The sequence below is a fragment of the Mesorhizobium sp. M7A.F.Ca.CA.004.04.2.1 genome (assembly GCF_004022825.1).
Lineage (GTDB): Bacteria > Pseudomonadota > Alphaproteobacteria > Rhizobiales > Rhizobiaceae > Mesorhizobium.
Genome location: NZ_RZPH01000053.1, coordinates 1 through 12,631 on the forward strand (window position 1 = coordinate 1; position 12,631 = coordinate 12,631).

The 12,631-nt window shown below is 60.6% G+C and carries 7 protein-coding genes and 2 pseudogenes; 6 read left to right on the plus strand and 3 right to left on the minus strand.

Translation table 11 applies throughout. The features are described 5' to 3' along the window. A partial coding sequence (locus EN893_RS04430) for an EAL domain-containing protein (RefSeq protein ID WP_128361419.1) occupies positions 1–1,299 on the minus strand: 1,299 nt, incomplete at its 3' end. Between the two features lie 230 nt (positions 1,300–1,529). On the opposite strand from EN893_RS04430, the gene gshB reads away from it, so the two are divergent. The 6 genes and pseudogenes from gshB to EN893_RS04460 all read left to right on the plus strand — a co-directional run bounded on the left by gshB (position 1,530) and on the right by EN893_RS04460 (position 9,257). Then, on the plus strand, positions 1,530–2,471 hold the full coding sequence (gene gshB, locus EN893_RS04435; RefSeq protein WP_127266732.1) for a glutathione synthase: 942 nt from the start codon (positions 1,530–1,532) through the stop codon (positions 2,469–2,471). Between the two features lie 183 nt (positions 2,472–2,654). Next, a pseudogene (locus EN893_RS39980) lies at positions 2,655–2,807 on the plus strand (ATP-binding protein); the annotation flags it as partial. A 432-nt stretch (positions 2,808–3,239) separates the two neighbouring features. Continuing rightward, a complete protein-coding gene (locus EN893_RS04445; protein WP_164751138.1) occupies positions 3,240–6,302 on the plus strand; it encodes an SIR2 family protein in 3,063 nt (1,020 codons plus the stop codon). A gap of 170 nt (positions 6,303–6,472) precedes the next feature. Then, positions 6,473–6,655 (plus strand): glutathione binding-like protein, encoded by a 183-nt coding sequence (locus EN893_RS04450; protein ID WP_127269651.1) that lies wholly within the window; start codon positions 6,473–6,475, stop codon positions 6,653–6,655. A gap of 259 nt (positions 6,656–6,914) precedes the next feature. Further along, positions 6,915–8,447, plus strand: coding sequence for a YifB family Mg chelatase-like AAA ATPase (locus EN893_RS04455; protein ID WP_127269776.1), 1,533 nt, complete (start codon positions 6,915–6,917; stop codon positions 8,445–8,447). Between the two features lie 270 nt (positions 8,448–8,717). Then, positions 8,718–9,257: a J domain-containing protein gene (locus EN893_RS04460; protein ID WP_127269222.1), complete on the plus strand. Its 540-nt coding sequence runs from the start codon at positions 8,718–8,720 to the stop codon at positions 9,255–9,257. A gap of 59 nt (positions 9,258–9,316) precedes the next feature. On the opposite strand, the gene EN893_RS04465 is transcribed toward EN893_RS04460, so the two are convergent. Continuing rightward, complete coding sequence (locus tag EN893_RS04465; protein ID WP_127269223.1) at positions 9,317–11,485, minus strand: malate synthase G; 2,169 nt, start codon at positions 11,483–11,485, stop codon at positions 9,317–9,319. A 98-nt stretch (positions 11,486–11,583) separates the two neighbouring features. Further along, a pseudogene (locus EN893_RS04470) lies at positions 11,584–12,631 on the minus strand (hydantoinase/oxoprolinase family protein); the annotation flags it as partial.

Genomic DNA, 12,631 nt, shown 5'->3' on the forward strand with positions numbered 1-12,631 from the left:
GGGCGGGGCGTCGGCATCGAGGGGCTTGCCGAAGAGATAGCCTTGCCCGCCGGCACAGCCGAACTGGACGAGGCGGTCGGCCTGCGCTTCCTGCTCAATGCCTTCGGCGACGACGTCCATGCCGAGCCCCTCGCACATTGCGAGAATGGCGCGGATGATGTGCTCCGAGGGACGGTCGTCGAGAATGGAGGAGACGAAGGCGCGATCGATCTTGAGCTTGTCGAAATGGAATTCGCGCAGACGGCCGAGCGAGGACTGGCCGGTGCCGAAATCGTCGAGCGAGACGCGGATGCCGACGCGGCGCAGATCCTCGACGATCTGCGCGGCAGAGGCCGGGTCGTTCATCAGGCCGGTCTCGGTGATCTCGATCTCCAGCCGGCGCGGATCGAAGCCGGTGCGATCGAGGATCGCCAGTATGTGCAGGCCGGTGTTCTGGTCGACGAGCTGCGATGGCGACAGGTTGAAGGACAGGAACAGGTCCTTCGGCCAGCTTCTGGCCGCTTCGGTCGCCTTGCGCAGCACCAGCTGCGACAACGGGCCGATGATGCCGCGCTCCTCGGCGATGGGAATGAAGACGGTCGGCGGCACCGAGCCGAGGTCGCGATCTGTCCAGCGCGCCAGCGTCTCGAAGCCGATGGTGCGGCGCGTGTTGAGGTCGACGATGGGCTGGAAATGCGGCTCCACCTCGCCGGCCGAGACAGCCCGGCGCAGCGCCTGTTCGATGCGGGTGACGCGCTTGGCCGCCTCTTCCATCTCACGGGTGTAGACGACGACGCGGCCACGGCCGGAACGCTTGGCGTGATAGAGCGCCGTCTCGGCCTTATTGATGAGGATTTCCGTGGTCTCGTCGCCCGAATAGAACAGCGAGCAGCCGACCGAGGCCGAAAGCCTGGCGGTGCGTTCGCCGACATCATAGGGCGCCGACAGGATCTCGATCAGCATGCGCGACTTTTCGGCCGCTGCATCCTCGCTGAACACCAGGGGATAGAGAAAGGCGAATTCGTCGGCACCGATGCGGCAGACCGTGGAATGGCCGTCCATCGAGGCGCGCAGCCGCATCGCCACCTGGATCAGGATGTCGTCGCCGGCCTTGTGGCCGAACAGATCGTTGATCGGCTTGAAGCCGTCGAGGTCGAGAATGCCGACGGTAAAGGGCGCGGGATCGTCGGCACGGTCGGCGATCAGGCGATCGACCTTGTCGAAGAAGCGGCGATGGTTGCCAAGCCCGGTCAACGGATCTGTGAATGCCAGATCCGTGCTCTCCCTGTTTGCCTGACCGGTGCCAAACGAAGTTTGCATCGGTGTCCCTGTTTTGTGACGTCGGAATTTATTTTCAGACTGGCAGCAAACCCTTTAGGAAACGTATCGCGAAATCGATTTTCCAGGGGCAACCGCGACTGTTTCGAAGGATCGATGAAAGCAGCGCATTCGGGTGTCGGATGCCAATCCCAGGAATGTCGCGATTGGCAGACGGGCAGTGAGCCTGTACAGGCAAGACAGTCGTCCATCCGAGCCGCCGGAGACCCGCCATGAAGCTGAAAATCGCCGTCCAGATGGACCACATCTCCACCGTGTCGATCGCCGGCGACACCTCGTTCGCGCTGTCGCTGGAAGCGCAGCGGCGCGGCCATGAGCTGTTCCACTACACGCCGGATCGGCTCTCGTTGCGCGACGGCAAGGTGTTTGCCCGCATCGAGGAAATGCAGGTGCGCGACGAGAAGGGCAGCCACTATTCGCTGGGCGAGAAGGTGCGTACCGACCTGTCGGAGATGGATGTGGTCCTGCTGCGCCAGGATCCGCCCTTCGACATGAACTACATCACCACCACGCACATCCTGGAGCGCATCCATCCGAAAACGCTCGTGGTCAACGACCCGGCCTGGGTGCGCAACAGCCCGGAAAAGATCTTCGTCACCGAATTTGCCGACCTGATGCCGGACACGCTGATCACCAAGGATCCGCTCGAAGTTGCCGCCTTCCGCAAGGAGTTCGGCGACATCATCGTCAAGCCGCTCTACGGCAATGGCGGCGCCGGCATCTTCCATCTGCTGGAGGCCGACCGCAACCTTGCCTCGCTGCTGGAAATGTTCGGCCAGATGTTCCGCGAACCCTACATCGTACAGCGCTATCTCAAGGACGTGCGCAAGGGCGACAAGCGCATCATCCTGATCGACGGCGAGCCGGTTGGCGCCATCAACCGGGTGCCGGCCGAGCATGATTCCCGCTCCAACATGCATGTCGGCGGCCGCGCCGAAAAGACCGAACTGACGGAGCGCGAACGCGAGATCTGCGCCCGCATCGGCCCATCGCTGAAGGAGCGCGGCTTCATCCTGGTCGGCATCGACGTGATCGGCGACTACATGACCGAGATCAACGTGACCTCGCCGACCGGCGTGCGCGAGGTCAAACGCTTCGGCGGCGCCGACATCGCCAGCCTGTTCTGGGACGCGGTCGAGGGAAAGCGCGGGTAAGCCGTTTTCATTTTGTCTTAACCATGTTCCGTTTTTGCAACCGCGCTCAATTCCGCTGCAACCCAAGCGGTCATGCGTTCCCGTAATGTTCTTGATTTGACCGGGGAAGTGTGATTGTCTTCCCGGCGGGCCATTCCTGGCCTGATCGCAGGGGCTGGGGCCAGCCTGAATTGGGGTTGCACGATGGTGGCGCGGGTTCGCACGGTCGCTTTCCAGGGCATCGAGGCCGTGCCGGTCGACGTGCAGGTGATGATCGCGCCCGGCAAGGTCAACATGCACATCGTCGGCCTGGGCGACAAGGCGGTGGCCGAAAGTCGCGAGCGGGTGCAGGCCGCGAGGCAGCCGAATGCAAAAACTACTTGGCAAATGTCGGGTACGCTTCCGTCAAAACGTCAAAGGGTCTAGTGCCCACAGCGAGTGGTTTGCGATTGATCCCCCGCGATCGCCAGTGTTGCCACTATCCAAGTCATAGGCGACCTGTGTATTGCTCAAGAACTAGTGCCGCCTCTTTTGTGTTCCCGTTCTGAATTTGGGGGAAGAATGTCAAAGACTGGGTTAGCTGTACTTAAAGAGGCGGCGAACAAAGGGAAACTGGTAGCTATCATGGGTACGGGCGTCAGTCGCGCCCTAGCGGCCGCTGAAGCTCCACATCACAGTTGGCGAGGCCTGATCGAGACGGGCTTGTCATATGCACGCGCACGAGGCCGCATCACCCAGGATCAAGAACGGCGTTGGGCCCGGACCCTCGGCTCCGATGACATCGATGACATGTTGGCAGCCGCCGAATTTGTTACTCAAAAGCTTCAAGGTGCGGATAAGCTTTTGTATGAACGCTGGCTACAAGAGTTATTTTTTGGAGAGAAATGCGGTACCGGCAAGATGGCTGAAGCTATCCGCTCACTCAGAGACGCAAATATACCGTTGGCTACGCTAAATTACGACACGTTACTTGAACAGGCGACTGACCTTCCAGGAATTACACTATCTGACACCTCGCAGGTAGTTAGTTGGATGCAGCGAGATCATCCAGGCATTTTGCATCTTCATGGCAAATGGGACGTTCCCGGTTCCTGCATTCTTGGTATTCGCGACTATACCGCAACACTAACTAGCGAAGTGCGATCCCTCATCCAGCGATCTTTGTCTTCATTCGGTCAGCTTCTTTTTGTTGGATGTGGCGACACTTTTTCCGACCCAAACTTTAGTGCGCTAATAAATTGGTGCCGCACGAACATTGGTGGTGCCCCACCGCTCCACTATGCATTCGTTACAGAGAAGGACTACGGCCCGCGCAAGAAGGATCAAGCTTGGCAGGGGTTCGTCGACCCTATCTCGTACCCTAACCATGCCGATCTGCCAGCCAAACTCTTGGAAATCGTCGCCGACGTTCAGGCTGCAAAGAGGAAACCCAAGCGCACCTCAAGTTCTCTAATTGACGAAGCGCAATGCCTTGATGCCTATCGCACCTTCCTCATTCGTGACTGCGGTCAAATGACGATAGAGGGGGTGCGTGCCGATATGGACACCGCACAGCGGAAGTTTGATCTCGAACGCTTATTTGTTCCGTTGGACGTGGTGCCTATTCCACCTGAATTTCCGCTGACCGACCCCAAGCGAGAACAAAAGCTATCTGAGTGGCAGGAGTCTGATGGGCGAGGCAAAACGTTTGGTGAAGCGTTCAGAGATAATAGGCGAATTGCGCTCTTGGCATTTCCAGGGGGCGGCAAGACACTGCTCCTGAAACGTTTGGCTGTTGCTTACGCCGAACCGAAACGACGAAAGCTGAGCAGAGACCAACTGCCCGATGTGACGCTTTTTCCGGTGATGATTCGCTGTCGAGAGTGGAGAGACCACATCCAAAAACCAATCCCAACAATTCTTAACGAGTTATCACAGATCACCGGGCAAACGAACTTGTCCAACTTCTGGGATGCCATTGTTCCGATGCTTCGTCGGGGAAATATTATATTATTGGTAGATGGCTTAGACGAAATCCACGTTGATGCCCATAGGACTACCTTTGTCGAACACCTTGAGCGTTTCCTAGAAGACTATCCGAAGATCCGACTTGTCGTAACCAGCAGAGAAGCAGGCTTTGCACTCATTGCTCCTACGCTTGCGCGGTTCTGCCAACGCTGGCGCGTGGCGCCCCTTAGCGAAGAGGCTATAGCATTACTTTGCGATTATTGGCACAAGCTCATGGCTGGCGACAAACCAGAAGCCTTGGCCGAGGCCGCCGAAACAACTGCTAGGATCATGCAATCCAGTGCTTTGCGCAGACTAGCGGAAAACCCGCTGCTTCTGACTATGTTGTTGGTTGTCAAGCACGGAGCAGGACGACTCCCGCCCGACAGAGTGAGCTTGTATGACAGGGCGGTGGAGGTTCTCCTCGATACTTGGAATATCAAGGGTCACGAGGCGCTCAACGTCAAGGAAGCAGTTCCGCAACTCGCCTACGTCGCGTTTGAGCTACATAAGCAGGGCAAGCAAACGGCCACAGAACATGAACTCATCAAGTTATTAGAAGCCGCGCGGAAGTACGTGCCCCAAATCACGAGATACGCAAGGGACACGCCGCACGACTTCGTTAAGCGCGTTGAGCTGAGGTCCAGTCTCCTCGTTGAAGCCGGGCTTCAGAAAGACGGGCACAAAACGGTCCCATTTTATCAGTTTCGACATTTGACATTCCAGGAATATCTAGCCGCAGTTGCCGCAGTTGAGGGCCACTATAGGGGTTACACGAGCAGAGACACACCGCTGACCCCTTTGAATCGCTATCTCGAAGGGGAGGAATGGAAAGAAGTCGTACCTATGGCTGCAGTCCTTGCTCGCAAGCAAGCAGAGCCGCTGTTGGTGAGATTGAACACACTGGCTCAAAAGGCCATCGCCAACAGGATTCGCTCCGACGATGATATGGGGCCTATTAAATTAGAAAATGCAGTCCAGCTACTATTAACGAGCCTTGCGGAAGAAGCCGAAGCGTCCCCCGATACCCTCAGTAAAAGTTTGGAAGTTCTTGCACTCCTCGCCAAAGGTTGCCGGGATGATTCCGATCTGTGGAGAACTCTGGCAATAGGACCGTATGGTATCGAGTTTGAGGAGAAAGCTTGGCAACTGTACACACAAGGCTTCCAACCCGAGTCGCTGTGGCTGAGGAATACTTACGCGGTTATCGCAGCTATGCGGCTACACAATCGGCATGCAGTTGCGGCTGATGCCCATCGAGAAGTGATGGATTGCCTTCAAAAAGGCACCCACAGCGAAGAAATCCGCAGAAATTTTCTTGCTATTTCGGGAGATATATGGAGTTCGACACATGAGACGCTAAATATCTGGTCCGACAACGACACAGCAACCTTGGTAGAGCAATATATTTTGTCCAAAGATTCCGATAATACGGAGGCAGCGCTTTGGGCCAGAGCCCTTCTACACGATCGTGAGACAACAATCAGACCAAAGGTAGGTACTTTGGAACTTGTTGCTAACTTATACTTCTTAGACGGCTCTATAGCGAGTCTTGCCGGCTTCTTTTTGGGAAGGGTGGTCGGGTTTCCGCGGGCGTATTGGAAGCCGCAGTTTGATGCCGATCAGAAAGAGCGCATCGTCGGTATACTAGAGTCAGACCGCGTAGACGGTCGCGATCGCAGCTTGTGGCATGGCGCGCTCGTTTTGAGCTATTACGCCCGTGGCGTTGTCGATGATAGCAAACTAGGGTCATTGCTAGAGCAAATGAAGGATCGTTCTGACGTGGCCAATCTGATGACGTCACTCCTCGCTGGGAAGTCGAGAGAAGGTTCGATGAGAGTGAGGCGCCCGAGCGTAACGTTGTGACTGCCTTCGGGGCAGTTCGGAGCTGTATAGAACCCGACCACGAGCGCGAAGAAGGCTAGGCTTAATTCAGAGCAATCGGTCAACGGCGAGCTCAGCCCAAAATGCCCTTGGACGTGGCTGCCGCAATCAATTCGATTGACATGACCACGGGCCCATAGTGGTTCGTTGGCATGTCCAATGACAAGAATAACCTCCTCGAATCTTGGATGCTCCAGCGCTTGAAACAAGTCGAGGCTGCGCTGGCGCATCGTGAGTGGCTTGTCGATGGACAGTTTTCCGCCGCCGATATCTTAATGACGGACGTACTTTGGATACCCATGGTCATGGCTGCCGGCAGTTTTCCGACAACATGATGTTACGTCGATCCATCCTGCGACGGCTAGACGGTGCATTTTGCAGCGGGCGACAAGTCCGTGGCAATCTGTGGCAGGGCGCAATGTCTGGTCGGAGATCAACCTGCGTTTCAGGTTGATCGGAATAGCATTTATAGCTGCGGTGGTTTTGTTCCTGTATTGTTCTTGATTATCCCAGAAATCTATGTTTGTGTTGGGCGATGTCGTTGGCCGCCTAGCCGTGTAGGCTTAGGCACGCAGCATATCCGGGGGCATAGAAATGGTGGCGCGGGTTCGCACGGTCGCTTTTCAGGGCATCGAGGCCGTGCCGGTCGACGTGCAGGTGATGATCGCGCCCGGCAAGGTCAACATGCACATCGTCGGCCTGGGCGACAAGGCGGTGGCCGAAAGCCGCGAGCGGGTGCAGGCCGCACTGCATGCTTCCGGCCTGTCGATGCCGTCGAAGAAAGTCACGGTCAATCTGGCGCCGGCCGACCTGCCGAAGGAAGGCAGCCACTACGACCTGCCGATCGCGCTTGGCCTGATGGCTGCCCTTGGCGCCATTCCGGGCGACATGCTGGCCGGCTATGTCGTGCTTGGAGAATTGTCGCTCGACGGCACGATTGCCGCGGTCGCCGGCTCCTTGCCGGCGGCGATCGCCGCCAATGCCGAGGGCAAGGGCCTGATCTGCCCGTTCGCATGCGGGCCGGAAGCGGCCTGGGCTGGTCGGGAATTCGACATTCTGGCGCCGCGCAGTCTGATCGCCATCGCCAATCATTTTCGCGGCACGCAGGTGCTGTCGCGCCCCGAGCCCGGCATTCATGCCGCCGCTCTGGATTTGCCTGACCTCGCCGACATCAAGGGCCAGGAGACCGCCAAGCGGGCGCTGGAAGTGGCCGCCGCCGGTGGGCATAATCTGCTCATGATCGGACCCCCGGGATCCGGCAAATCGATGCTGGCGCAGCGGCTGCCGTCGATCCTGCCGCCGCTGGCGCCGAAGGAATTGCTCGAAGTCTCGATGATCGCCTCGGTGGCAGGAGAGCTCGGCGAAGGTAAGCTGACCGACCGGCGGCCGTTCCGGGCGCCGCACCACTCGGCCTCGATGGCGGCGATGGTCGGCGGCGGTATCCGCGCGCGGCCGGGCGAGGTGTCGCTGGCCCATCACGGCGTGCTGTTCCTCGATGAGTTTCCCGAGTTCACGCCGCAGACGCTTGATGCGTTGCGCCAGCCGTTGGAGACCGGCGACTGCATGATAGCGCGAGCCAATCATCGCGTCACCTATCCGGCGCGTATCCAGCTGGTGGCGGCGATGAACCCGTGCCGCTGCGGCATGGCCGGCGAGCCGGGCTATCGCTGCCTGCGCGGCGAGCGTTGCCGTACCGACTATCAGGCGCGCATTTCGGGTCCGCTGCTCGACCGCATCGATCTCAGGATCGAAGTGCCGGCGGTCTCGGCCAGCGACCTGATCCGGCCCGACCGGGCGGAGAAAAGTGCCGATGTGGCGCTGCGTGTGGCACGCGCCCGCACCATCCAACGCGAACGTTTCGAGCGGCTCGGCGCCACCCGCGCCACCACCAACGCGCATTGCGCGCCCTCGGTCATCGACGAGATCGCCATGCCGGACGCCGCCGGCCTGTCGCTGCTCAAGGACGCCAGCGAAAAGCTCGCCTTTTCGGCGCGGGCCTATCATCGCGTGCTGAAGGTGGCGCGGACGCTCGCCGATCTCGACGCCAGCGAAACCGTCGGCCGAATCCATCTGGCCGAAGCGATCTCCTACCGCATGAGCTCGGAGCGGATGGCGCAGGCGGCGTAGGTCCGCCGACAAGCCGACCTCGCCACATTGCCTTCCGCGATCACGCCATAACCCGGCCTCCGCGAATCGATCATCTCCACGGTGCGGCGGACCTGATTGTCCGCTTGGCCGGCGTCCTCACCACCCAACGGCCCCCACCGACCGGACGCCGGCCATTTTCTTCCTCTTCCAGAAAGCGTGGATGTCATCGGCGTCGGACCAAGGTCCTGGCCTCCGCATTGACATTCCTTATTTAGACAATGCGAATATGGTGTGGCCGGGGAGCCCGCTATGTTCATTGACTACTACGAAGTTTTGGAAGTTAGCCCGAACGCCAATTCGGAAACGCTGGAGCGCATATTTCGCTATTTTGCGATGCGCTATCATCCAGACAATCGCGAAACCGGCGATGAAGCCCGTTTCAGTGAAATCGTGGAAGCCCACAATACGCTCAAGGATCCGGTCAAACGCGCACAATACGACATCGCGTACAGGGACCATGCCGGCCTTCGCCGTGAATTGACCGAGGAAGCCAGCAACACCAAAGGCATCGAGCGTGACGTCGTGATCCAGGCCAGGCTGCTGTCGCTGCTTTACGCGAAGCGCCGGCACGACGTCAGCAATCCCGGGATCGGAGATGTGGAGCTCGAACGCTTATCAGGCTGTCCGCGAGAGCATCTCGAATTTCATCTCTGGTATCTGAAAGCGAAGGCCTGGATAGCAAGAGTGGAAAACGGGACGATCGCGATTACGGTGGAAGGCGTCGATCGGGTCAACTCCGAACACCGTCGCGATCCCACCATCCGGCTCCTGGACCATACAGCTCCCTGACGCCTCACCCCGGAGAAAGCAGGCCGAAAACCCGCCGCCCATACACGACACTGGCCTATTCAGCTCTGCTGCGCCTTCAGTTCCAGCCGCCGCGCGTGCAGCACCGGCTCGGTGTAGCCATTGGGCTGGACGCGGCCCTTGAAGACCAGGTCACAAGCGGCCTGGAAGGCGATCGACTTGGCGAAATCGGCCGCCATCGGCTGGTAAAGCGGGTCGCCCTCGTTCTGGCGGTCGACGATGTCAGCCATGCGCTTCATCGTCGCCATCACCTGGTCCTCGCTGCACACACCGTGGTGCAGCCAGTTGGCGATGTGCTGTGAGGAAATACGCAATGTGGCGCGGTCTTCCATCAGGCCGACATCGTTGATGTCAGGCACTTTCGAGCAGCCGACGCCCTGGTCGATCCAGCGGACGACATAGCCAAGAATGCCCTGCGCGTTGTTGTCGAGTTCCTTCTGGACGTCTTCGGGCGACCAGTTCGGCCGCACGGCCACGGGCACCGACAGGATGTCGTCGAGCTTCGCCTTGGGCTGGTTCTTCAGCGCCGCCTGCACGGCGTGGACGTCGACCTTGTGATAGTGCGTGGCATGCAGCGTCGCCGCCGTTGGCGACGGCACCCAGGCAGTGTTTGCGCCGGCCTTGGGGTGGGCAATCTTCTGTTCCAGCATCGCCGCCATCAAATCCGGCATCGCCCACATGCCCTTACCGATCTGGGCGTGGCCGGCCAAGCCGCATTCCAGCCCGATGTCGACATTCCACGCCTCGTAGGCGGAAATCCAGGCGGCCTGCTTCATGTCGCCCTTGCGGATCATCGGGCCGGCTTCCATCGAGGTGTGGATCTCGTCGCCGGTGCGGTCGAGGAAGCCGGTGTTGATGAACACGACGCGCGCTTTTGCGGCGCGGATCGCCTCCTTGAGGTTGACGGTGGTGCGCCGCTCCTCATCCATAATGCCCATCTTGATGGTATTCCTGGCCATACCGAGCAGCGCTTCGACGCGGTCGAAGATCTCGACGGCGAAAGCGACTTCGTCGGGCCCATGCATCTTGGGTTTCACGACATACATCGAGCCCGCGCGGGAATTGGCGCGGCGGCCGTTCGGCCCTACATCGTGCAGCGCGATCAGCGCCGTCATCGCCGCATCCATGATGCCTTCCGGAACCTCGTTGCCGTCGCGATCCAGTATCGCCGGGTTGGTCATGAGGTGGCCGACATTCCTGACCAGCATCAGCGAGCGGCCGGGCACGGTCAGCGTGCCGCCGGCGGGCGCGGTGTAGGAGCGGTCAGGATTGAGCTTGCGGACAAAGCTCTTGCCGCCCTTGGTGATCTCTTCCGCCAAATCGCCCTTCATCAGGCCGAGCCAGTTGCGGTAGATGACGACCTTGTCTGGCGCATCCACCGCCGCGACCGAATCCTCGCAGTCCTGGATGGTGGTCAGCGCCGATTCCAGGATGACATCGGCGATGCCAGCCGGATCGGTGCGGCCGATCTGGTTGTTGCGGTCGATCGCGATCTCGATGTGCAGGCCGTTGCGCACCAGCAGCACCGCATCGGGATTGGCCGCGTCGCCACGGTAGCCGACGAATTGCCTGGGGTCGGCCAGCGTCGTCGAGCCGGCGCCGGCGCTCAGCCGCAAGGCACCTTGCGCCAGCGACAGACCATTGACGCCGGCCCATTTGCCTAGGGTGAGCGGGGCAGCCTCGTCGAGAAAGGTCTTCGTCCAGGCAACGACCTTGGCGCCACGCGCCGGATTGAAGCCCTTGCCCTTTTCGGCGCCATCCGTTTCGGGGATGGCATCGGTGCCGTAGAGCGCGTCGTAGAGCGAACCCCAGCGCGCATTGGCGGCGTTGAGCGCATAGCGCGCATTCATCACCGGCACGACCAGCTGCGGTCCGGCAACATCAGCAATTTCGGGGTCGACATTGTCGGTCGATACGCTGAAGGCCGGGCCTTCGGGAACGAGATAGCCGATTTCTTTCAGGAAGCCCTTGTAGGCCTCCATGTCGACCGGCGCGCCATGCTCGCGATACCAGCCGTCTATCTGTTCCTGGATGGCGTCGCGCTTTGCCAGCAGCGCCCGGTTCTTCGGCGCCAAATCATGGATGATGGCCGAAAAACCGTTCCAGAAGGCGTCCGCTTCGACGCCCGTGCCCGGCAGCGCTTCCCTGGCCACGAACTCATGCAGCTCGCGGGCAATCCGCAATCCGGCGATCTCGATGCGGTCGGTCATCAGGCTACTCCAGATGAAAGGCTTTGCGGGCCTTTGGCATGTCAGGTTTGCCGGGTCAATTCAGCTTAGGGTGAAGGTGGCGTATTTCGCCGCCCCGCTCAAACCGCAATCCTTGGCCTTCCCGAGGCCACCGCCACCACATGCGCCTCGATGAACATGCGCTGGGCTTCGACGGTCGAGACGCGGAATTCGGTGGCGACGTCGATCTCGGCGCTGTCGGTGCCGGCCTCCATAGCGCGCTCCGCGACGATGGCGCGGACATCGGCCTCGGCCGCCGCGATCGCTGTCGCCTCGTCGAGGAAATCGCGCACGGTCTCGCCCGAGGCGAGACGAAACAGCCCTTCCATGGGCTGGCTGACCCGCGCCTCGGCCGAAACCCTGACCTGGCCGACGACGGCGCCGAGCGCGTTGGCGACATCGGTATCCCTGGGCACCACGCAGTCGTTGCCGATCAGCGGCGGCAGCCCGGCATAGTGCAGCGGCGCCGAGGCGCCGAGGCCGATGACCGGGCGGTCGAGCGCAACGCTCAGGCGGGCAATCCCGGGATGGGCGTCGACCGCGCGCTGCACCAAGGCATGCGCCACCGTCGACGCGCCATCGAGCCCATCCTCGGCAAAGGCGGTCTCGAGGATATACTCGGCCGACCAGCGCGTCAGCGTCACCAGCACCCGTTCCGAAATCGCTTCCGGCGAAGCTGCGATGTTCTGGCCACGGCCGTCACGCTTGCGGGCGAACAGTTCGGCGCCGAGGCGCGCGGCGATGGGATCCCAGTTCGCCTGCTTGCCGAGCACGTGGGCAGCGTCCGACGGGGTGAAGCCGGCGACATGCACCAGCCCGCGCGACACCAGCCGGTTCAGCGTCGCGTTCTGCGCGTTCGAGGTCAAAAGCCTGTCGACGGCGAGCGGCACGGCACCAATCAGCTCGTAGAGCTTGGCTTCGGCGCCGGTCAGGCCTGCGGCGAGCCGGTCCGGCACGCCGGTGCGCACCGCGAAGCGGCCGTCCATGCGGCCGGGATTGGGCGCCCGCAGCTGGCGTTCGAGTTCGGAGGTGACAGCTGTACCGTGCGCCATGCCGGCCAGCGCCAGCGGCACCAGGCGGCGCGGCCCGAGCAGGATCTTCGGGTTGAGCACGCCGTCCTCCAGCGTC